This is a genomic window from Streptomyces sp. NBC_01707 (assembly GCF_041438805.1).
Classification (GTDB): domain Bacteria; phylum Actinomycetota; class Actinomycetes; order Streptomycetales; family Streptomycetaceae; genus Streptomyces.
This window is the reverse complement of record NZ_CP109190.1, coordinates 8,755,376-8,777,501: the sequence shown is the minus strand read 5'-3', so window position 1 is coordinate 8,777,501 and position 22,126 is coordinate 8,755,376. Positions and strand designations below refer to the sequence as shown.

Genomic DNA, 22,126 nt, shown 5'->3' with positions numbered 1-22,126 from the left:
GTCAGGAGGCGTCCTTGTTCCCTTCCTCCCCGTACCGCCGCTCGAACTTCGCCACCTGCCCCTCGGTGTCGACGACTCGGGCCTTGCCGGTGAAGAAGGGGTGGCTCTCGGCGGAGATCTCCACATCGATGACCGGGTAGGTGTTGCCGTCGTCCCAGTCGATGGTCTGGTCGCTGGACGCGGTGGACCGGGTGAGGAAGGCGTAGCCCGCGGAGCGGTCGCGGAAGACGACGGGACGGTAGGAAGGGTGCTTGTCCTGCTGCATGCCTGCTCCTGGGGACGTACGGACTCGGCTCAGCCCAGCCTCGCGAACGAAGCCGGTGGGCGCGATCGCAGACGGTCCGTACGGGGGCGCGAGGCATCACCCCGTTGCGGGGCCGCAGGCATGGAGGCGGCTTGACCGGAGCCCGGGCCCGGGGGCGGCGGCCCGGGCACGCCCCGGGTGCCGGGCAGGTCGCCGCCTCCGATGATCCCCCGGCGTCAGGAGCTACGACGCCCCGGCAGGACCTGAATCGTGTCGCCGACGGCGCGTTCACCCGTGGCGTCCGAGGTGACGTTGACGAGGGAGCCCTTCACCGCCATCGCGGAGGACCCGCCTCCGTCGAGGTTGAGAGCCTGCACCGCGCCCAGCGACCGCATGAAGCGCGCGGCCTCGCCCAGCGTGAAGCCCTCGCTCACTCCCGGCTGCCGCCCGTCCACCGTGACCAGCAGCAGCCGTCCCCGCCCGTCGATGCCGGCCAGGGTACGGGGCTGGCGGACGTTGGACCAGGCGAATCCGAACGAGAGGTCCTGCGGGTCGAGCGTGCCTTCGGTGGCGGCATCGATGTGGATGCGGCCGTCCTCGACGAGGGTGGGAGCCGCACTGACGATGCTGTCATCGGGGCCGAGCCTGACCTGCCGCCCCGAGGAGTCCCGGACGACCTCACGCAACGACAGCCGCTTGCCGACGTGTGCGTGATCCATGAGCCAGTTCCCGGCCGCCCCCGTGCCCTGCAGGACCGAGCCGTGCTCCGGCGCGACACCACCGCGGCCACCTGTGGAGACCACGATGCCGTGCTTGTCGAGGACCGTCTGGACGCCCGGGCCCGTGGGGAGCGGAGCGCGGAACGCGGGGGTGAACTTCACGAGGTCGTCCGCCAGGGTACAAGTGGTGTCGTGGCGGGGCTGGTCGGTGGGGGCGGCGCCGGGGCGTCCGCAGTTGCGGACCTTGCCCGGCACCCGGTTGATTCCCTGCACCCCGTACGTTGCCGCTCCTGCCCGTACGGTGACCGTGGTGGACAGGTCGGCGATCCGCGGCCGCCGACCCCCGTCGCCCAGGATCAGCGCGGCACGGGAACCGACCGCCATCGACTCGAGCCTGCCGTGCACGGCGGACAGGCCGGCCACCGTACCCTGGACACCGTCGGAGTCCGACGTGATGAAGAAGCCACCGTTGACGCCGATCAGTGAGCCGAGTCGGGCGGCCACCGCCGAGGTCTTCTCTCGGTCGGCCACGTTGCCACCGTCGCTGACCGCGATCGTCCCGTGAAGACGCGCCGGGTCCAGAACGGCGACGTGAATGTTCTCCGCGTCGGCCGCCTGCCGGCCGTCGTAGCCGGTCCATTCGACGGACGTACGGAACCCGGCGGCCGACACGGCCGAGTTCATGGTGCCCGCCTGGTCCTGGCTGGCATACCGGCCGACCCTGACCTGCCAACCCATCGTGCCGCGCGGGGTGTCGGCGTACTCGTCCCACAGCACCTGTTCCAGGCGCGGTTCGAACCCGGCTTCGCGTAGACGCCCGGCGGTGGAATCGGCCCAGGCCCTGTCGCCGAGCGGGGCCCATGTGGCCACACCCGTCAGGCGGTTGACAGCAGGCGCCTGCACCGTGACCGTCCATACCGCGGCGACGCCGGAGTTCCGAAGAACTCCGGTGCGGACCTGGGCGCCGGGCGCCACATCAGCTGTCGTCCACGCGATTTCGCCGGAGCCGGAGCCGGAGGCGACGGGCCGACCCGAGTCGGCGGCCCCCGCGTTCGCGACGGCAGGAGGGACGAGAGCGGCCAAAGTGAAGGCAGCCCCGAGTGCGGCCCCTCGCCATGCGGCCTGCTTCACCCGGCTCGCACTGCGACGCGACTTATCGGCGATGTCGGACATACCACTCCTGACGTTCTTGGTGTTCCGGCGGCGCGCGTCCTTTCACGCGCCGCCAACCACATCCCAGACCCATGCGAGGACACGCACACCACGTGCCGAGGACACCCGGGGAAACCCTCGGTGACAAGCGCCCGGCGCTTCAGCCCGGGGACGCCGCACGGCGGGACCTCCACCTCGGCGACCGTGAGCAGAGCGACAGGCTCGCGCGGGAGGACGCGGTGGCCCCGGAGGCGCCCCACGACGGACGGGAGAAGCCCGCTGCCGCCGGCGGGCGCCGTGACCTGCTCGACCTGCTCGTTGCCGCGGCGAGCGAGATGTCTGTCTGTCCACCGGGCTGAGGCAACCGGTCGTTCATGTACCCGTCGCTGTGGAACGGCTTGCTGGAGCGAAGTTATCTAGACAACTTGGTTCACCCGGGTACCGCCATGGCGGTACCCGGGCGGAGAGGACCCAGAACCGTGTCACCCCTCCCAGGTGTCGCCGCATCCGGTGACGCCATCGCGATCAGCTCCACCACACCCCCGCAACGGGGCGACAAACTGACCTTCAACTGGTCGACGGACGCCCCCGACCCGACCAACTGGATCGGCGTCTACAAAGGCGACCGCAAGCCGTCCAGCGGCGTCGGCTCGCTCGTGTGGGCATACGTCCCCGGCGCCTCCGGGAACACCACCCTCGACACCTCCGGTCTGAGCGACGGACCGTACACGGCCTACCTGTTGGCCAAGGACGGGTACGACATCCTGGCCCGGACAGATCCGTTCACCTTCACCGGCGAGCCGCTCGTCGACTCGCTCGTGCTCAAGGCGCCGGCCACCCTGTACGAGGGTGACCGAGCCACCTTCGGCTGGGCGACCGGCACACCCCACCCGCAGAATTGGGTCGGCATCTACGACGGTGACCGTCGGCCGGGCGACGGCGGCTCCCTCGTCTGGGAGTACACGCCCGCTGCCTCCGGCGACGTCACCCTCGACACCTCCGGCCTGAACGGCGGCCCTTACACCGCTTATCTGCTGGCCAAGGACGGGTACGACATCCTGGCCCGGACAGATCCGTTCACCTTCATCCCCCGCCCGGTCATTCCGCGGCCGCATGCGGTGGTGGACGCCCTCACAACCGCCCCGCAGACAGCGGGCACGGACTTCTCGGTCAGCCTGGGCGGCCTGTGGATCCGGCCGGAGGGCAACGCCGCCGGCACCCCCTCGTTCCAGCGCGTCTCCGGGGACAGGTGGCTCTCGGTGACCGCTGACGGCACCATCAACGGCAAGGCGCCGTCCTTCCGGTACAAGTCGCCCGGCCGCGTGGTGGTATCCGTCACCGACAGCGCCGCGGGCCGGGACACCATCACCGTCCAGGTGCCGGTGCGCTCCTCCAAGGACCGCCTGCGGATCAAGGTCGCCACGCTGAACCTCTGGGACGCCGGCTCGCACATCGACGGATTCCTGGAGAAGCAAGTACGGCTGGTGCTCACCCAGGGCCTCGACCTCGTCGCGCTCCAGGAGAGCGGAGCCACCGGCGCCCGAGACCTCGCCCGGGCTCTCGGCTGGCACGCGTACCAGGCCGGCGCCGGCCTCGGCATCGTCAGCCGCCATCTTCTCACCGACCTCGTCGCCCCCACCGCAGCCCTGCCCGCCGCCGCCGCGACCGTGCGACTGCCCGGCAGGCGCACGGTACGGCTGTGGACGGCCCAACTGGACGAGGCCGGCTACGGGCCGTACGCCGTACTGGCCGGCCGCAGCGCCGCGCAGGTCGAGGCGGCGGAGAAGCAGACGCTCCGCTACCGGCAAGTGCAGGCACTGGTGGCCGCGATGCGGCGGGACCTCGCCTCCGACGTCCCCGTCGTGCTCGCGGCCGGCCTCGCCTCACCGTCCCACCTCGACTGGACGAGCCGGACGTCCCCCGCGCACGGAGGGGTGGGCCGCGTCCGCTGGCCCGTCACGGAGGCCCTGGAGAAGGCCGGTCTGACCGACGCCTTCCGCGACCACAACTCCAACCCGGCGAAGGCACCCGGCAACACCTGGTCCCCCGTGCGCCCGCGGCGCGACGACGGCAGCGCGGAACCACAGGACCGGGTCGACCAAGTCCAGTGCGCGGGACCGCTGAAGGTGGTCGAGGCGCACACCCTCTTCACCGGGTGGCCCACGCCGGTGTCGCACACCGCCCTCAACGGCTGGCCTTCCGACCACGCTTCGGCCGTCGTGACCTTCTCCCTGTCCGCCCGCGGCTGACCCGAACGATCCTAAGGACTTCCTTTCCCTATGACTGAGATCAGCCGCCGCGCCTTCATCGGCACCGCAGCAGCCGGAGCGGCCGCGGCCGGACTCCCCGGCACGGCCATTGCCTCCGAGAACCACAACCGGCACGGAAGCATCAAGGACGTCAAGCACGTGGTCGTCCTGATGCAGGAGAACCGCAGCTTCGACCACTACTTCGGCACGCTGAGCGGCGTGCGAGGCGTCGACGACCGTCAGGCGCTCGCCTTCCCCGACGGCGACTCGGTCTTCCGTCAGCCGCACCGCGGACGCGCCGATGGCCACCTGTTTCCCTTCCGGATGGACACCACCAAGTACAACGCGCAGAACGCGGGCGGTCTGCCGCACGACTGGGAGACCGGCCACACCGCCGTCGACAGCGGCGCCATGGACAAGTGGGTCGCCGCCAAGGGCGAGCGGACCATGGGCTACTTCAACCGCGAGGACATCCCGTACCAGTACGCGTTGGCCGATGCCTTCACGGTCTGCGACGGCTACTTCTGCTCGCTGAACGGTCCCACCGACCCCAACCGCCTCTACCTCTGGTCCGGCACCGCCGGACCCGGCACCGACGGCACCACCGGCCCGTTCACCGACAACTCGGTGGTCACGGGCAATCCGGTGGCCGACTGGACGACCTACGCCGAGCGGCTGGAGGAGGCCGGCGTCAGCTGGCGCGTCTACCACAATCCGGACGGCACCGACGACCGGTACGGCGACTACGACGACAACGCGCTGTCGTACTTCAAGCAGTTCCACGCCTTCCCCAAGGACGACCCGCGTTACATCAACGCGATGACGAAGTTCGACCTGACCGCCTTCGACAAGCACTGCAAGGACGGCACCCTGCCCACGGTCTCCTGGCTTGTGGCGCCCTACCTGTTCTGCGAGCACCCGGATGCCAGCCCCGACTACGGCGCGCACTGGGTGAACACAGCCCTGCAGTCGCTCTTCGCCAACCCGGATGTGTGGGAGCACACCGTCTTCCTGTTGATGTACGACGAGAACGACGGGTACTTCGACCACGTGATACCGCCGTTCCCCGAGCCGGGCACGAAGGACGAGTTCGCGAGCGGCAAGGCACTGGGCCTGGGCAGCCGGGTACCCCTGTGGGCCGTGTCGCCGTGGTCGCGCGGCGGCTGGGTCAACTCCCAGGTGTTCGACCACACCTCGGTGCTGCGCTTCCTCGAACGCGTCACCGGTGTGCAGGAGCCCAACATCTCCGAGTGGCGACGCACGGTCTGCGGTGACCTCACCACCTGCTTCGACTTCACCCGGCCCGACTACACCATCCCCGTCCTGCCGGACACGGTCGCCCTCATGGCCAAGGCCGATGCCAACAAGAACCTGCCCGCGGTCAAGGTGCCCACCGAGCAGACCATGCCCGCGCAGGAGAAGGGAGAGCGACCGCATCGCGCGTTGCCGTACCGGCCGTGGGCCGATGTGTCGGTCGACCGGGCCACCGGCAAGGTCACCTGCACGATGACCAACGAGGGCAGCGTCGGCTTCCACTTCACCGTGCTGCCGAACATCGCCCTGCCGTTCGTCGGCACGCCGTTCACGGTCCCACCGCGCTCGTCCCGTACCTACGTGTGGGACGCCACGGCGACCGACGGCCGCTACGACCTGTCCGTGCACGGTGCCGACGGCTTCGTCCGCCGTTTCTCGGGCACCGTCCTCCGCGAGGGACAGGACGACGTGGCAGTTCCGTCGGTCCGGGCGTCACTACGGCACCCCGGGCGGTCGAAGGATGCCTCGATCGAACTGGACCTGCGCAACGACGGCGGCACCGAGGTCGCCTTCACGATCACGCCGAACGACTTCGCCGGCAAGGAGCAGACCGTCTGGGTCCATGCGGGCGGCCACTCCCGGATGACGTGGCCCACTGACGACGGGCGGTACGACATCACCGTCACCGCGGGCACCGGAACCCGCTTCGCCCAGCGTTACGCGGGAACCGTCCACACCGTGTGAGGCGGGGCGGGACCAGGTGACGACCGCCTTGCCGACCCGGGCCCGTCCCCGGCCCTCACTCTTCGCGGCACGCCCCTGGCCCGGGGCCGCGGTGGACCGGGACGCGGCCGCGCCGCCTGGCAGCTCGGCCAGGTGGCGCGGCCGGTAGGGTCTGGTGATGTTCGGCCAGAAGGCCTCACGACACAGCAGCGGCCCAGGAGACAAGGTGCAGGAGGAGCACGGCACCCCGGACAGAGATCTTCGCTACCGCAGGGTTGCCGCCGAACTACGCGAGGCGATCATCGCGGGCGAGTACGCCGCCGGTGCGAAGCTGCCGCCGGAGGGAACACTCGCCGAGCGTTACAACGTCTCCCGGGGTACGGTCCGGCACGCGCTGGCCGTGCTGCGCACGGACGGCCTGGTCACCTCGCGGCGCGGAACGCGGCGTACTGTGCTCGGTGGCCCGCGGGCACAGAGTTTCTCGGAGCTGCTCAGCTTCACCAACTGGGCCCGCTCCACCGGCGAGACGCCGGGCGGCCGGGTCGATCGCGTCGTCCGACGGCCGGCCGAGCCCCTCGATGCCGAGCAACTGGGCCTGGAGGCAGGGGCGGAGGTGTATCTGGTGCTGCGCCTGCGGACCTTGTCCGGTGAGCCGGTCATGGTCGAACGGTCGATCTACCCGGCCAGGGTGGGCGCCCTGGTGGCCGAACTGCCGCCTGACACCGTCTCGCACACCGAAGCCCTCGTCGAGCAAGGGGTGCATTTCACCGACGCCGACCACACCATCGACCTCACGTGGGCCGACGCGGACGACGCCCGGCTCCTGGACTGCCCGGTCGGGCAGGTGCTGCTGCGCGAGAGGCGCCGCACCACCGACCCGGCCGGAGTGCCGGTGGAGTGGTCCGAGGACCGCTACCTGCCCGGCACCATCGCGTTCACGGTGCACAACTCCGTGGCCACCTCGACCTTGGGTCGGCGGCACAGCCCCCGCACGGTACCGGTCGGCACCGACGGACCGTCGGCTGCGTGACGCGTCGCGGCACCGGCGGCCGTGGCCTGTGGCCTGAGGGCTGCCCCGTAATCCCTGGCGGGCGCACGACGACAGCCACGGCACCTCGCCGCGTTGTCGGAACGCCGAATACGTCCAGTACGAGGGCGCCCCTCCGCCTTGCGACGCACCGCATCCGACGCCGCGCGCCGATCCACCAGGGATTACGGGACAGCCCTCAACCCCGCAGCAGTGCGGTCAGCAACGGAAGGAAGTGCTCGAACGGGGGGGTGGGTGCGTCCGGATCCTTCGCCTCATCGTCCCAGCGACGGATGGCGACCGCGTCGGCCGCGCCCGGCAGGGCGGCGAACTGCGCCACCTGTGCCGGGGTCATCACGCCGCCCTGGACGCGCAGCGTGTACTGCGACGCCTCCGACAACCGGTTGTGGTACCCGGGTTCCACAGCGCACAGGTAGCGTTTGGCGGCCACGTGAAGGCGCACCGGCTCGGTGACTGCGGGCCCGAACCAGCGGGCCAGCAGGTCGGCTCCCGAGTGGCTGTGCCGGTTGTCGGTGCCGGACATCAGCCCGTGGCCGGTCACGGCGCCCGCGAAGTGCCCGACGTCGTGCAGCAGCGCCCCGGCCACCAGGTGCGGCGGGGCGCCGTCGGCCTCCGCCCTCGCACCGGCCTGGAGCATGTGCTCGGCCATGGAGACCGACTCGCCCAGATAATCCGCCGACCCCGGTCCGGCGAACAACTGGGCCAGCGGCTCCAGGGTGTCCGCGCGCCGCAGCACCGCCAAGGTGCTCGCCAGACCGTCCAGATCGGCGTAACAGCCCTGGAGGTGGCGTGCTCCGTCCTGGGCGAAGGCGGTACGGGCGTGCAGCAGCCGGGTGTTGTCGAACACCAGGCAGTCGCCCGGCGACAGCCGCAGATCCAGTTGCAGCTCGGGGCGGAGCAGCAGTTCCGCGAACGTGCGGTAGGCCACGTAGAACGCTTCCACCTCGGCGGCGGGCAGCCGCAGCGTGCCGATCGAACGGTTGTTGAACCGCACCTCGCGCACCCGGCCGAGGGGGTCGGTGCCGATGAGCGGACGGTCGGCTCGCAGTTCGGTTCCCGCATCACGGAAGACGAACGGCACGGGCGTACGGGTGAGGACGTCGAAGGCCTCCGGATCCTCCTCCCGCAGCAGCGCGGCCGCGGCGAAGCCGTCGACGAGACCCGAGTCGCCGCCGTCGGCGTCGTTGACCAGGCAGTGGAGCAACTGGATCGTCGGGACGGGATCGCGGTACGGGTTGTCGGTGTGCGGCGTGATGCGGGCCGATGTGAAGGCGAGGTTGTTCGGGTCGGGCTCGACGCGTACGTCGAAGAGCTTCCCGTAGTTGGTCTCGCGGACGTGGCCGAAGGTCTCCGCCACGTCGAGCACCTGTCCTTCGCGCTCCGGTACCCCGCTCAGCAGCATGAAACCCAGCCGCAATACGGAATCCAGCATGCGGGCCCGCACACCCGGCGCGCCCAGATACTCGTCCCAGCCCGCTTGCGGCAGCCGTCCGGTCAGGTCGCCGGCCTTCCACAGTTCCTTTCGGTCGTCGGTGCGCCGGTCGCCGGTCGCCGGCCCACCGGGCCGGTTGGCCTCCAGCCAGGTCAGCGGGTAGGTCGAGCGGTGTCCGTCGGGGGCCCATATCACCTCGACGGCAGGCCCCTCCGCCTCGTCCGAGTCGGTCACCGTGTCGAGCCGGAGCGCGGCGGGCAGCGCGCTGATCTGGAACAGCTTCTGTCCTGAGCGCGGATCGCGGCAGTCTGCGCACGGGCAGTTGTCGCGAAGCCACATCACCGGAAAGTCGTCGATCGGGAAGGTGGGCAGGGTCGGCACGGTCACTCCTCGGGTCAAAGTTGTATAGCCAACTTTTTCGACCGTCACAGGCGGATACGACCGGAACATGATCGCAAGGTGTCCGCCGAGCCAACCCCCGTCGGAAAGCCGGCCCGGGCGCTACCTCGGCGCATCGGTGAGCGCCGCGCCCCGGTCCGCTCCCGGCACAGAAGCCTGTTGATCACCTTGCGGTGGCCGGCCCCACAACCGCACAGCCGAGCGAACTTCGGGAGATGCGCCATCAGCCGAGCCCACTCGTCGTTCGTCGGATCTCCCCTCCCCGTGGCGGACACGACGCCCCCGCCCCGGGGATGGTCACGTGATCCGCCGGACAGGGCTCCGGCGCCGCACTGCGCCGATCCGGCGCTCGACGACGGACCTCGGCCCCGTCATGAGAGCTCGGTACGCCGGACCGGTCATCGGCATCCCATGTGCTGCTTCACGGCGGGCCACGCCTCCACCCCGTCCGAGGTGCGGACATAGACCCTGGACATGTCGTCCGTCAGCCACAGTTCCCGGTCGTCCAGGTGGTAGCCCGTGGACCGGGCACCGGCGGGCATCGTCACGTCCCCGTCGTACGCCGACGTGAGCATGCCCGAGGGGAGGACGCCCTCCGGATCTCGCGCGTACACCTTCCGGTCGGCCGAGCCCTCGCCTCCTGAACCCGCGCCCCATTCGAGGAAGTCCGCGTCCTGCCAGTCGCAGTGCGCCGAGCCCGCCGAACTGCTCACCTCGGACACGGGTACCCGGCGGCCGTCCTTGTCGGTCCAGACGCGGTACGGCTGCTTGTCCGTATAGCTCGACGGCAGCTCGGCCGGGTCGCACATGGCGGTGGTCTCCGGGCCCCAGCCCGGGCGTCCTTTGCGGTCCTTGGCGACGATGACGGCGATCTTCGTCCTGCGGTCCACGTCGAACGAGTACAGGACCCGGTCGGCTTCCTCGCGTTCCACGCGGTATCCGTACCGGGGCAGATCGGGCTGCTCGATCTCGAAGTGCAGCTTCAGCCCTTCCTCGGGCGTCGCCCCGCCGTCGCCCTTGCTCCAGGGTTCGCTGCCGCCGCCGGAGTAGATCTCCCCGTCGCACTCCAGAGCGCGGCCGGCGGCCCCCGATTCCGTCATCCTCGCCTGCGGGGTGTCGCCTTCGACGTTCGGGTGGGGCAGGTGGAGCGGGCCGCTGTAGGGCACGGCCGGCCGGTTCCCCTCGGTCACGAGGTCCTCGGGGGCATCCTCGCCGCATGCCACCGCCGACAGTGCGATCACCAGGACCCCGGCGACCGTTGCGCCCACTCTTTCTCTGTTCATGCCCCGCCCCTGTCCGCGTGCTCGCCCCTCAGCCCCTGCTGGTTGCCGGTCGGACGTACCGGGCGGCGCAGTGGTTCCGGCGCGCTAACTGCCCTGCGCCGCCTCGACGGCGTCCGCCACGAGCGTCAGGAACCGCGCATGGGCCCGGGGGCTGCAGATCGGTTCCGGATTCCACGGCACGACTGCGGCCGCCTGCTCCGGCGCCGACCGGAGCCGATCCAGAGGTGTGGCGTTGGACCGGACGTCGGTGAGCAGGATCCCGGGCCGCAGAGCCGTCACCTCCGGCCAGCCGACCGTTGACCAGTTGGCACCGGGCCCGGTCGGCGGTTCGAGGACGTCGACGCCCAGCTCCGTCAGCACGCGCAGCTCAGGCCACATGCGGGGACGGGCGAGATGCGCCTGGTCCTGCCCGGCCGGTGACAGGGCAAGTACCCGGGGCCGGGACGGACCGGCGGTGAGGGTGCGCAGCCGGTCCCGGGCGGCCGCCAGGTCCTCCGTCGTCGGAGTCTCCTCGGCGCCGAGCGAGCGGGCCAGCTCGGCGAACCGGTTGCCGATGTCGGCGAGGGTGCGTGCCTGTCCCACGTCGACGACAACGACCGGAACGTGCTCCTCCAGGTGTTTGGCGGTCTCGGGGGCGAGCCCGTAGACATGTCCTCCCCCGTAGCTGACGGCCACGACGAGGTCCGGCTCGCCTCGTAACAGGGTCTCCACGTCGAGGACGCCGCCCGCACCGAGGTACTCGACCTCGGTCAGCGGCAGGAAGCCGGTCTTCGCACGGTCGGGCTCGTCACCGTCGTGGCCGGAGCCGAAGATCCCCCACGGATGTATCCCGTAGTCCCACAGGGTGGCGCCGGCCTGGACATAGGCGAGTACCTTCGACGGCCGTCGCTCGGCTGCCGACAGCTGCCCACGGTCGTCGGAGAACTGCCACACGGTCTGCTCCCTCACGCCACACACCCCTCTGTACCGGCTGCCTCGCCCCTGTTCCGGGCTCATGCACCAGTACCTGCCCAGCTCGCCGGCACGACACCCCTGCCAAGCGGAGTTCCCGGCGCCTCGTCCGCCGTGGGTGGGACCGACGGGGTCAGCCGGTGTGCGCGCTGCGCCTCACAGGTCCGCTGCGGTGCTGCGCCCCAGGTAGGTGATCGGTCCGGGGTCCGGTACGTCGATCTCCTCGAAGCCCAGGCGGTCGTAGAAGGCCCGGGCCGGAGTGTTCGCCGTGACCATGGAGAGATGCACGGCTTCCACACCCTTGGCGCTCAGGGCGGCCAGGAACGCCCGCATCAGCGCTCTGCCGTACCCCTTCCGCTGCCATGCGGGCAGCAGATCGATGTGCAGGTGGGCGGGGTGGGCGGCCACTTCGGGGACGATCATCCGTTCCGGGTTGTGCAGGAGGGCGATCATCTCCTCGCTGGGGGTCCGCGGCGCGCCGTCGAGTTTCGGGAAGCGGTCCTCGACCAGCGGCAGCCACTGCTTGCGGAAGGCGGCGACGAACTGCGGCGTGTCCGCGGTCCCCAGGATGTAACCGACCGCCCGGCCCGTACCGTCGTCGACCACGAACGTCAGATCGGGTTCGAGGTACGCATAGGGGGCGGCGAAGATCGAGGGCATCAGGTCGAGGTCCGGATACAGGTGCCGGGAGTCGCCGCCGTTGTCGGCCGTCCGGACGCAGATGTCCGCGAGGGCCTCACGGTCGTCGGGGTGGTAGGCCCGTAGGCCGGCTGGCTTGGTCATCACCCCATCCTGCCGGTGCTGGGAGCGCTCCCACAAGACTCTGTGCGGCGCCGTCCTCGGGATCACGAGCGTCCCGGGGTGCTCCCCGGAAAACTTTCCGGGAACACGACCGTGTTCCGTGTCGATCCGGGTGGAAGCCGTTCGTATAGAGGGTGAGACGCCGGCGCGCTGCCGACGTCGTACTCGAGGAGGCACACCATGAAGCACTACCTGCTGAGCGTCATCACACCCGCTGACGGCGAGCCGCCCGCCCCCGAGGTGCTGGAAGGGATCATGCGGAACGTGGGCGTCTTCCACCGGGAACTCCAGGAGGCCGGGGCGTGGGTGTTCGCGGGCGGACTGCACGCCCCCGGCACCGCCACGGTGGTACGGCAGAAGGACGGGGACACACTGATCACCGACGGGCCGTATGCCGAGGGGAAGGAGTATCTCGGCGGGCTGTGCATCATCAAGGCACCCGACCTGGACGCCGCCCTCGACTGGGGCCGCAAGGCCGCGCGGGCGATCACCCTGCCGGTCGAGGTCCGGCCGTTCGAGGGTGAAGTGGAGGGCTGATGCCCGACTCGCCCGGGCCGTCCTGTGCCTCCGAAGTGCCCCGCACTCCGGACGACACACCCGCCGTACCCACAGCGGAGATCGAGCGCCTCTTCCGTGCGGAGTACGGCCGCGCGGTCGCCGTGCTCGTCGGCGCCTTCGGTGACATCGACATCGCGGAGGAAGCCGTCCAGGAGGCGTTCGCCACCGCGCTGGAGCGGTGGCCGTCCACCGGGCTGCCACCCGCCCCGGCCGGCTGGATCATCACCACCGCACGCAACCGGGCGATCGACCGCCTGCGCCGCGAGGCGTCCCGCGCCGACCGCCAGGCCCGGGCCGCGCTCGCGCAGGAGCTGAACGTCCGCGGCGAACCGGCCGAGGAGGGTCCCGTGCATGACGACCGACTGCGGCTGATCTTCACCTGTTGCCACCCCGCACTCGCCACCTCCGCGCAGGTCGCGCTGACCCTGAGGCTGCTGGGCGGGCTGACCACCTCGGAGCTCGCGCACGCGTTCCTGGTCCCGGAGCCGACCATGGCACAGCGGCTGGTGCGCGCCAAGGGCAAGATCCGTGACGCCCGGATCCCCTACCGGATCCCGGCCGACGCAGACCTTCCGGACCGGGTGGGCGCGGTGCTCGCCGTTGTGTACCTGATCTTCAACGAGGGGCATACGGCGAGCTCGGGCGACCGTCTCGCACGCGAGGATCTCTGCGCGGAGGCCATCCGTCTCGGCCGGCTGCTGGCGAATCTGATGCCGGACGAACCGGAGGTGCTGGGTCTGCTCGCCCTGATGCTGCTCACCGATGCGCGCCGCACCGCCAGGTCGGACCCGGACGGCGCACCGGTGTCCCTGCCCGACCAGGATCGCGCCCGGTGGGACCGCGCGCTGATCGACGAGGGGCAGGCGCTCGTACGCAGGTGTCTGCGCCGGAACCGGCCCGGCCCGTACCAGATCCAGGCCGCGATCAACGCGGTACACAGCGATGCGCCGACCGCGGCAGCGACCGACTGGGGGCAGATCCTGCGGCTCTACGACCAGTTGCTGGCGCAGGCACCGACTCCGGTCGTGGCGCTCAACCGTGCCGTCGCGGTGGCGGAGGTCGACGGACCGGGTGCGGCGCTCGTCCTCGTCGAGGAGCTCGGGCTCGACCGTTACCACGTGTTCCACGCCGTGCGGGCCGATCTGCTGCGCCGGCTGGGCCGCCGCGCCGAAGCGGCATCGGCGTACGACACCGCCATCGCCCGGACGGACAACGCCGCCGAGCAGGAATTCCTGCGGCGCCGCCGACGCGCGCTGCCGCCTGCCTGAGGGAACGTCACGGCCGGTCGGCGGCAGCCTCCGTGTCGATACCGAGCCCGGTCAGGAACGCGGCGGCCGCGGGGGTGGGGCGGAATCTGCTCCAGACCAGGCGTTCCGTGCGGGCCGGGGCATCGCGCACCGGGAGCACGGTGACTCCTGCCAGTTCGGCCGCGAACGCGGCAGGCAGCAGCGCGACGACCAGTCCGCTTCGCACGAGGCGGACGATGAAGTCGGTCCCGCTGACCTCGAAGGCCACCACGCGGGTGAGCCCCGACGCCTCGAACGCCTCCTCCGACTGGGCGCGGGCTGCGGTGCCTTCGGGGTAGTCGACGAACGTCTCCGCCGCCAGCCGCTCCAGATCCACGTCGGCCTCACGCGCCAGCGGATGGGTGGGAGCGACCACGGCGGCGAGCTCGCCCCGGGCGAGTTCGTGATCGCTCACGCCCTTCGGCCGATAGCTCGGCAGCACACCGAGGAAGGCCACATCGAGCGTGCCGTCCTGCACTCCCTGGACCAGATCCTTGCTCGGCCCCTCCTTGAGGTCGATACGGACCTTCGGATGGTGGAGGTGGAACTCGCGCAGCGCGGCCGGGATGTCGACCGCGCCGAGCGTCGGGATCGCCCCGACGGCGAGGCGCCCGCTGACCTCCCCCGTCGCTGCCGCCACCTCGGCGCGGGCCCGTTCCGCCGCGTCCAGGGCCTGGCGGGCCGCGGGCAGGAACGCCTCACCTGCTGCGGTGAGACGGACATGGCGGCTCGAGCGGTCGAACAGCCGGGCCCCCAGTTCCTTCTCGAGCCGCGCGATCTGATGACTCAGCGCGGATTGGACGACCAGGCATTTCTTCGCGGCGCGGGTGAAGTTCCGCAGGTCCGCCACCGCCACCACGTATCGCATCTGCTGAAGCTCCATCCATCCATCGTGAATCACGATCGATGGAATGAAAAACATGTGTTGGACTCATCAATGGCCGCACCTCGAGGCTGTGGGACATGGCATTTTCCGCACAGCCCCACCACGGGACGCGACACCCTGGCGCCCCGACGAACGCACTGAAACCGCTGCCCGTGCTCGGGCGTGGACTCGTCGCCCTGATGGCCGTCGCGGCCGGGCTCTCGGCCGCGGGGAACTACTTCGCCCAGCCCCTGCTCGACGTGATCGAGGCAGAACTGCACATCGGGGTCACTGCGGCGGGGCTGATCGTGACCGCGGCCCAGGGCGGGTACGCACTGGGCCTGATCCTGCTGGTGCCGCTCGGGGATGTCATGGAGCGCCGCCGACTCGCCGTGGGCCTCTTCGGTCTCACCGCGATCTTCCTGCTGCTGACGTCCGCCGCCCCCAGTGGCCCCCTGCTGATAGCGGGGACGGCTCTCACCGCACTGACATCCGTCGGCGCCCAGATCGTGGTGCCGTTCGCGGCGACCCTCGCGGCTCCGGCCGAACGCGGCAGGATCGTCGGAGTCGTCATGTCCGGTGTCCTGCTCGGCGGACTGGTCGGCCGACTGGCCTCCGGCGCGCTGTCGGAACTCGGCGGCTGGCGCACCGCCTACTGGATGAACGCCCTGCTCATGGCCGGCATGGCCGTGCTTCTGCACCGCAACCTGCCCCGGCTGCCCCGGGCGGGCGCCACCACCCCGATGCGTTACGGCGGACTGCTGCGCTCCACGCTCTCGCTGCTGCGCGAGGAGCCCGTGCTACGCATGCGGTCGGCCGTCGCGGCCTTCTCGATGGCCTCGTACAGCGTCCAGCTCACGGCGCTGACCTTTCTGCTGGCCCGGCCGCCCTTCGGCTGGAACGCGGCCGCGATCGGCTTCTTCGGTCTGCTCGGCGTCATCGGCGTGGTGGGTATGAACGTCGCCGCCAGGCTCGGTGACCGCGGCCGCGTGCAGCTGGTCTCGGGAGTGTCGGCCGCCCTGCTCACGCTCTCCTGGCCACTGCTCCTGGCGGGCGAGTCCTCTCCGCTGTGGCTCGCCGTCGGCGTGATCTCCCTGAACGTGGCCCAGCAGGCGGGGCTGAACAGCAGTCAGTACGTGATCTACGCACTCCGCCCCGAAGCCCGCAACCGGATCAACTCCGGCTTCATGACCCTGTTCTTCCTGGGCGGGGCGGCCGGGGCCGCACTCGCTTCGGTGGTCTGGTCGCGCGCGGGCTGGACCGGCGTATGTGTCCTGGGCGGCTCCCTCGCCGCGGGCAGCCTCGTGCTGTGGGTGTGGGAGCGGGTACGCGTACGGACGAGGTGACGGCGTCACCGACGGTTCCGCGCCGGGCGCACCGTGGTCCCGACGGATCCCCGAGCGTGGGCAGGAGTCAGTCGTTGACCGCGGTCAGCAGGACCACCGCGTCCTCCAGCGCCAGCAGTCCGTGCCGTTCATGCGGGATGGGCTGCAGTCCTCCCGCGGTCAGTTCCACGTCGCCGGAGGCTGCGGTGAGCCGTACGGCCCCGCGCAGGACCTGGAGCGAGGCCGCGGGCGGCGCGTTGTGCTCGTCCAGGGCCGAGCCCGCGGTGAGCGCGATGACCGTCTGCCGCAGCGGCTCCTGTCGCAGCAGCAGGTGGGCGCTGCGGCCGTGCGGGGACGTGCGCGCGGCGGCCAGATGCTCGTCGGCGAGGGCGTTGAGATCATCCATGTGCCCACTCTGCCGCAGCCCCGAGTCCACCGCGATCCGCCCGCGGACCCGCGTGTCGGCCCGCGGGTACGCGCCCCGGATCAGCTCCGCAGCCAGACCGCGGTGTCCTGCGGGAGCCTCCCCCCGTCGGCCGGCGGGCCGCTGATGAGCAGCACCTCGGTGTGGCTGGGCAGTTCGACGGGCTCCTCGGTCAGATTGACGATGCACATCAGCCCGTCGCCGCGGGTGAAGGCAAGCACCCCGGGCGCGGTCGGCAACCACACCAGTTGCTGCCCCGGCGTCCCTGAGCTGCCGAAGCCGGGCGCGGTGCGGCGCAGCCGGAGCGCCGCGCGGTACAGGCTGAGCATCGAGTCCGGATCGGCACGCTGCAGATCGGCGGCGTACGTCGACCAGTCCGCGGGTTGTGGCAGCCAGGGCTCGACGGTGGATCCGAAACCGGCGTACGGCGCCTGCCCCGCCCAGGGCAGCGGCACCCGGCAGCCGTCGCGTCCCGGGTCGGTCCCGCCGGAGCGGAAGTGCATCGGGTCCTGGATCCGGCCGCGCGGGATGTCCGCTTCCGGAAGGCCCAGCTCCTCGCCCTGGTAGAGGTAGGCCGCGCCCGGAAGGGCCAGCGAGAGCAGCGCGGCGGCGCGCGCCCGACGGGTGCCCAGTGCGAGATCCGTCGGGGTACCGAAGGTCTTCGCCGCGAAGTCGAAGCCGGTGTCCTCACGTCCGTAACGGGTGACGGTGCGGGTCACATCGTGGTTGCACAGGACCCAGGTGGCGGGCGCGCCGACCGCGGCATGCTCGGCGAGCGTGTCGTCGATGGCGGAGCGCAGCCGTCCGGCGTCCCAGGGACACGCCAGGAAGTTGAAGTTGAAGGCGGTGTGCAGCTCGTCGGGGCGCAGATAGCGGGCGAAGCGCTCGGCGTCCGGGAGCCAGACCTCTCCGACGAAGATGGCCCCGTACTCGTCGGCGATGGCTCGCCAGGAGCGATAGATGTCGTGCAGCTCGTCCCGGTCGACATAGGGGTGGGGGTCGCGTCCCTCGACGAAGTCGGGCAGTGCGGGGTCCTTGACGGGCAGGGCGGCCGAGTCGATCCGTACACCCTCCACACCTCGCTCGAACCAGAAGCGCAGGACGTCCTCGTGTTCCTGACGGACCGCCGGGTGCGCCCAGTTGAGGTCGGGCTGCTGCGTCGCGAACAGGTGCAGATACCACTCGCCGTCGTCGAGCCGGGTCCAGGGCGTGCCGCCGAACTCGGAGACCCAGTCGTTGGGCGGCATCTCGCCGTCCGCGCCACGTCCGGGCCGGAAGTGGAAGAGCTCCCGCTCGGGGCTGCCGGGGCCGGCCGCGAGGGCGGCCCGGAACCAGACGTGCTGGTCGGAGACGTGGTTGGGGACGATGTCGATGATCGTACGGATGCCCAGTTCGCGGGCCTCGGCGATCAGTTTCTCGGCCTCGGCGAGGGTGCCGAAGGCGGGGTCGATGGTGCGGTAGTCGGCCACGTCGTATCCGCCGTCGGCGAGCGGCGAGAGATACCAGGGGGTGAACCAGAGTGCGTCCACCCCCAGTTCGACGAGATAGGGCAGCTTGGCCCGTACCCCCGCGAGATCGCCGGTGCCGTCACCGTCGCCGTCGGCGAAGCTGCGTACATAGATCTGGTAGATAGCGGCGTCGCGCCACCAGTTCACGGTGGCCTCGGACGGACGGTTGTCTGCCACGTGGCGTTCCTTTCGGGCAGGTGGGACTCCGCCGTCGGCCCCGGACAGCGGGGCGCTGGATGGGAGGGCCGGCGGCGGAGCGCTGAGGAGGAGAAGGCTGCTGCGGTGGGTGGTCTCTAGCCCTTGAGGCCGCCCGCGGTGAGTCCGCTCATGATGTTGCGCTGGAAGAGCAGGAAGATGAGCAGCGTCGGGATGGACGCGATGGTGAGTGCCGCGATGAGGACGTTCTCGGGGACACCGCTGGCCAGCGAGTAGATGCCCACGTTGAGGGTCTGTTTGCTGGGGTCGGGCAGGGTGAGCATCGGCCAGAGGAAGTCCTTCCAGACGCCGACGATCGCGAAGATGGAGACGACGCCGAGGATCGGCCGGCTGATCGGCAGGACCACGGAGCGCAGGGTGCGCAGGGGTGAGGCCCCGTCGATCGCGGCGGCGTCGAGGAGTTCGCGCGGGATCGAGTCGAAGAACCGCTTCAGCAGGAAGATGTTGAAGGCGTTGGTGACGGACGGCAGCCAGATCGCCCAGGGCGAGTTGAGCAGATTGCGCTGCACGATCGGCACGTCGAGGACGGTGAGGTACTGGGGTACGACGAGGACGGTGGCCGGGATCATCAGCGTGGCCAGCATCATGCCGAGGATGACCTTGCCGAAGACGGGCCGCAGCTTGGAGAGCGAGTAGGCGGCAGCGACGTCGAAGAGCAGCTGGAAGGCGAGCGCTCCGAACGCGTAGTAGAGGGTGTTGAAGAGGAGCCGGGACAGGTCCATCACCGTCCACGCCCGGGAATAGTTCTCCGTGTGGACCGACGTGGGGAAGGCGGTCGGCGGGCTCTGCACGACTTCCTGGGTGGTCTTGAGTCCGCCGGTGACCATCCAGTAGAGCGGCCCCAGGAAGGCCACGGTGAACAGGAGGATCACCACGCCGAACACGATCCAGTAGACGGTCCTGCCGCGGGGCCGGGCGAGCTGGGCCGGTGAGATCAGTGTCCGCTGGCGTCCCAGGTCGGCGGCGCGCCGCTCGGCCCTGCGCTGTCCGGAGCCGCGCCGTCGGGAGACGAAGGCGTTCGATGCCATGGTCGGGCCCCTCCTAGTCTTCGCTGCTGCGGCTGAGTCGTACGTACACCGCGGAGAAGCCCGCGAGGACGACGAGCAGGACGAGTCCGAGGGCCGCCGCACTGCCGTAGTTGTTGAAGTTGAAGGCGTACTGGTAGATGAGGTAGACGACGGTCGTGGTGGAACCCTCTGGGCCCGCACCGTTGGTGAGGAGGAACGGCTCGGTGAAGACCTGCATCGTCGCGATGATCTGCATCAGCAGCAGCAACGAGAGGATGAGCCGGGTCTGCGGGATGGTGACGTGCCAGACCCTGCGCAGCAGTCCCGCGCCGTCCAGTTCGGCCGCTTCGTACAGTTCGCCGGGGATCGACTGGAGTGCGGCGAGGTAGATCAGGGTGGCGCCGCCCATGTTCATCCAGGTGGCCGCGATGACGACGGAGAGCATCGCGGTGTCCGTGGACTGCAGCCACTGCTGGGCGGGGAGGTGGAAGACCTCCAGGATGCGGTTGAAGAGTCCGTAGCCGGGGTCGTAGAAGTACTTGAACAGCAGGACCGAGGCGACGGGCGGCAGCATCACCGGCAGATAGACCAGCAACCGCAGGTAGCCCTGACCGTGCCGGAATTCGTTGAGTACGACCGCGACGACGAACGGGACCAGGAAGCCCAGCAGCAGGGCCAGGCCGGTGAAGAGCAGGGTGTTGCGCCAGGCCTGCCAGAAGGCCGGGTCGTTGACGACGTAGCTGAGATTGGACCAGCCGGCCCAGGTGGTCTTGCCGTTCTCGTTCTTCTGGAAGGCCAGGATGAATTCCCGGACCATCGGATACCAGGAGAAGAACGAGAAGCAGAGCACCGCCCCGATCAGGAAGCCGTGCGCCGAGATGTTGCGGCGGACGGCCCGTACGAACTCCTCGCGGGCGGAGTTCGGGCGGGCGGGGCCCGGGTGTCCGTGGCGTGGCCTGGTCGCCTTGCTGGTGGACAGGGTGGGGGCCGACATGGTGTCTCCTCGGTGCCGGTGTACTTCAGACGCGGATGGACGGTCGGGGGCGGGGCCGGGTCCGCGTGACCCGGCCCCGCGCGTCCGTCACTGGTTCGCCAGCACCTGGTTGACCTGCTTCTCGGCGTCGGAGAGCAGCTTGTCGATGTTCGCGTTCTTGTTGGTCAGGACGCCGGACATGGCGTTGTCGAGGATCTTGTAGATCTCCTGGGCCTTCGGCGGCTCGGCCTTGCCGGTGACCGGGTTGTCCATGAAGGCCTTGAAGTTCTCGACCGGCATCGTGGCGTTGGCGACCCGCTGTGCGTCGTCCTTCGTCTTGGTGTCGCCCAGGAAGAAGTTCGGCTGCGGCAGTCCGACGGGCAGCTGGTCGGCCTTGGTGCGCGCCCAGTCGAACTGGCCCTTGCCCTGGGTGAGGTTCTTGAAGTTGAGCCAGGCGACGGCGGCCTTGATCTGGTCGGGCGAACTGCCCTGCTTGATCATGTAGTTGTTGCCACCGAAGAGCGTGCCCTTGGCTCCGGGGATGGGGCCCATACCGAAGTTCTCGTACTTGGCGCCGAGCTGCTGGACCATGTACGTGATGTCGTCGGGCGCGGCGAGGAACATGCCGAGCTTGTCGCTCGCTATCTGCTTCTGCAGATCGCCCCACTTAAGCAGCTGGGTCTGGCCCATGCTGTTGTCCTCCCACCGCATGTCGTGCAGCTGCTGGAGAACCTGCTTGCCCGTGGCGTCGTTGAAGGCGGCCTTCTTACCGGTGGAGTCGACCACGTCCCCGCCGAGGGAGTACTGGGCGGCGGTGAAGTGCCAGCCGCCTGTGTTGGCCGCGCTGTACTCGCCGTAGCCCGCGATGCCCTTGCCGAGGGCCGCGATCTTCTTGGCGGCGGCCCGGACCTCTTCCCAGGTGGCCGGCGGCGTGTCCGGGTCGAGGCCGGCCTGGGTGAAGAGCTTCCGGTTGATCATCAGGCCCATGGTGTAGTTGCTGGTCGGCAGGGCGTAGAGCTTGCCGTCCTTGCGGGCCACGTCGAGGACTTGCGGCTGGATGTCCTTCAGCGCCGGGACCGACTTGTCGGTGACGTACGCGGAGATGTCGGTCGCCCCGTCGTTGTCCAGTACCTGTTCGAGGTCGGTGAAGTACGCGTAGAAGACATCGGGCTGCGACTTCGCCTTGAGCATGGCGGTGAAGCGCGGCGGCTCCAGGCACTGGCCCGGGGTGGACTTTCCGTTGATCTTGACGTTCGGGTACTTCTTGTTGAACGTCTTGATGTCCTCGTTCCACTCCCGCAGTTCCGCGGCCTTCGCCGCCGGCGGCATGCAGTCGATCGAGAGGGTCACCTTCGCCTTCGGGTCCAGCGGAGCTGACGGGTCGGACGAGCCGCCGGAGCCGCCGCCGTTGTTGTTGTCGCTGCTGCTGCTCGTACCGCATGAGGCGAGAGCGGTCAGGGCGAGGGCGGTGACGAGGGCGGCCGCGGAGGTGCGGCGTGTACGGCGATGACTGCGGAACCCAGCACTTCTCATCGATGGTCCCTTCGGGCATGGGCGTGGAAGTCCCTCGGCCGGCTCTCTGCCGGGGCGCGGCACACTCAACCACCGCTGACATCCGTGCGCAATATCTCGCGCAGATTTCGTAAAAGTTTGACAGTGCTACGCATGTGACGTGCGTGGCAGAGCTTTCGCGCCGCTCGGAACGCCGC

The 22,126-nt window shown here is 70.1% G+C and carries 19 protein-coding genes; 7 read left to right on the top strand and 12 right to left on the bottom strand.

From position 1 onward, the window contains the following. Position 1 precedes the first annotated feature (1 nt). The gene (locus OG963_RS39210) at positions 2–265 is read right to left on the bottom strand and encodes a type B 50S ribosomal protein L31 (RefSeq protein WP_030920486.1); all 264 of its coding nucleotides are present in this window, start codon (positions 263–265) and stop codon (positions 2–4) included. Between the two features lie 215 nt (positions 266–480). After that, a complete protein-coding gene (locus tag OG963_RS39205) occupies positions 481–2,136 on the bottom strand; it encodes a phosphodiester glycosidase family protein (protein WP_319325537.1) in 1,656 nt (551 codons plus the stop codon). A 92-nt stretch (positions 2,137–2,228) separates the two neighbouring features. Here OG963_RS39205 and OG963_RS39200 point away from each other — a divergent pair, with 92 nt between their 5' ends. The 4 genes from OG963_RS39200 (at position 2,229) to OG963_RS39185 (ending at position 7,371) form a co-directional block, all read left to right on the top strand. After that, on the top strand, positions 2,229–2,474 hold the full coding sequence (locus OG963_RS39200) for a hypothetical protein (RefSeq protein ID WP_319325539.1): 246 nt from the start codon (positions 2,229–2,231) through the stop codon (positions 2,472–2,474). 120 nt (positions 2,475–2,594) lie between these two features. Continuing rightward, the gene (locus OG963_RS39195; RefSeq protein ID WP_319325541.1) at positions 2,595–4,364 is read left to right on the top strand and encodes a hypothetical protein; all 1,770 of its coding nucleotides are present in this window, start codon (positions 2,595–2,597) and stop codon (positions 4,362–4,364) included. 30 nt (positions 4,365–4,394) lie between these two features. Next, positions 4,395–6,362, top strand: a complete 1,968-nt coding sequence (locus tag OG963_RS39190; RefSeq protein ID WP_371799958.1) for a phosphocholine-specific phospholipase C — start codon at positions 4,395–4,397, stop codon at positions 6,360–6,362. A 157-nt stretch (positions 6,363–6,519) separates the two neighbouring features. Then, entirely contained in the window at positions 6,520–7,371 is an 852-nt protein-coding gene (locus OG963_RS39185; protein ID WP_319325545.1) for a GntR family transcriptional regulator, read from the top strand. Between the two features lie 196 nt (positions 7,372–7,567). On the opposite strand, the gene OG963_RS39180 is transcribed toward OG963_RS39185, so the two are convergent. From OG963_RS39180 to OG963_RS39165, 4 genes are all read right to left on the bottom strand, one after another. Then, positions 7,568–9,202, bottom strand: coding sequence for a TauD/TfdA family dioxygenase (locus tag OG963_RS39180; RefSeq protein ID WP_371799957.1), 1,635 nt, complete (start codon positions 9,200–9,202; stop codon positions 7,568–7,570). 416 nt (positions 9,203–9,618) lie between these two features. Beyond that, a complete protein-coding gene (locus OG963_RS39175) occupies positions 9,619–10,503 on the bottom strand; it encodes a hypothetical protein (RefSeq protein ID WP_362275883.1) in 885 nt (294 codons plus the stop codon). Between the two features lie 84 nt (positions 10,504–10,587). Beyond that, a complete protein-coding gene (locus OG963_RS39170) occupies positions 10,588–11,451 on the bottom strand; it encodes an ABC transporter substrate-binding protein (protein WP_319325551.1) in 864 nt (287 codons plus the stop codon). Positions 11,452–11,610: 159 nt separating this feature from the next. Next, positions 11,611–12,237, bottom strand: a complete 627-nt coding sequence (locus OG963_RS39165) for a GNAT family N-acetyltransferase (RefSeq protein WP_319325552.1) — start codon at positions 12,235–12,237, stop codon at positions 11,611–11,613. A 198-nt stretch (positions 12,238–12,435) separates the two neighbouring features. On the opposite strand from OG963_RS39165, the gene OG963_RS39160 reads away from it, so the two are divergent. Together OG963_RS39160 and OG963_RS39155 are read left to right on the top strand one after the other, a co-directional pair. Continuing rightward, positions 12,436–12,792, top strand: a complete 357-nt coding sequence (locus tag OG963_RS39160) for a YciI family protein (RefSeq protein ID WP_319325554.1) — start codon at positions 12,436–12,438, stop codon at positions 12,790–12,792. Continuing rightward, positions 12,792–14,081 (top strand): RNA polymerase sigma factor, encoded by a 1,290-nt coding sequence (locus OG963_RS39155; RefSeq protein ID WP_371799956.1) that lies wholly within the window; start codon positions 12,792–12,794, stop codon positions 14,079–14,081. The genes OG963_RS39160 and OG963_RS39155 overlap by 1 nt, the downstream gene beginning before the upstream one ends. Positions 14,082–14,088: 7 nt before the next feature. Here OG963_RS39155 and OG963_RS39150 read toward each other — a convergent pair whose 3' ends face one another. After that, positions 14,089–14,982 (bottom strand): LysR family transcriptional regulator, encoded by an 894-nt coding sequence (locus tag OG963_RS39150; protein WP_319739401.1) that lies wholly within the window; start codon positions 14,980–14,982, stop codon positions 14,089–14,091. An 80-nt stretch (positions 14,983–15,062) separates the two neighbouring features. Between OG963_RS39150 and OG963_RS39145 the strand changes: the two genes are divergently transcribed. Then, positions 15,063–16,310 carry an MFS transporter gene (locus OG963_RS39145; protein ID WP_371799955.1) on the top strand — a complete coding sequence of 416 codons (1,248 nt, stop codon included), beginning with the start codon at positions 15,063–15,065 and terminating at the stop codon, positions 16,308–16,310. A 67-nt stretch (positions 16,311–16,377) separates the two neighbouring features. Here OG963_RS39145 and OG963_RS39140 read toward each other — a convergent pair whose 3' ends face one another. From OG963_RS39140 to OG963_RS39120, 5 genes are all read right to left on the bottom strand, one after another. Continuing rightward, complete coding sequence (locus OG963_RS39140; RefSeq protein ID WP_319325562.1) at positions 16,378–16,695, bottom strand: cupin; 318 nt, start codon at positions 16,693–16,695, stop codon at positions 16,378–16,380. A gap of 80 nt (positions 16,696–16,775) precedes the next feature. Next, positions 16,776–18,398, bottom strand: coding sequence for a glycoside hydrolase family 13 protein (locus OG963_RS39135; RefSeq protein ID WP_319325564.1), 1,623 nt, complete (start codon positions 18,396–18,398; stop codon positions 16,776–16,778). A 116-nt stretch (positions 18,399–18,514) separates the two neighbouring features. Next, positions 18,515–19,465: a carbohydrate ABC transporter permease gene (locus OG963_RS39130; protein ID WP_319325565.1), complete on the bottom strand. Its 951-nt coding sequence runs from the start codon at positions 19,463–19,465 to the stop codon at positions 18,515–18,517. A 13-nt stretch (positions 19,466–19,478) separates the two neighbouring features. Further along, positions 19,479–20,438, bottom strand: a complete 960-nt coding sequence (locus tag OG963_RS39125; protein WP_030920536.1) for a carbohydrate ABC transporter permease — start codon at positions 20,436–20,438, stop codon at positions 19,479–19,481. 87 nt (positions 20,439–20,525) lie between these two features. Then, the gene (locus tag OG963_RS39120) at positions 20,526–21,950 is read right to left on the bottom strand and encodes an extracellular solute-binding protein (protein ID WP_319325568.1); all 1,425 of its coding nucleotides are present in this window, start codon (positions 21,948–21,950) and stop codon (positions 20,526–20,528) included. Positions 21,951–22,126 lie beyond the last annotated feature (176 nt).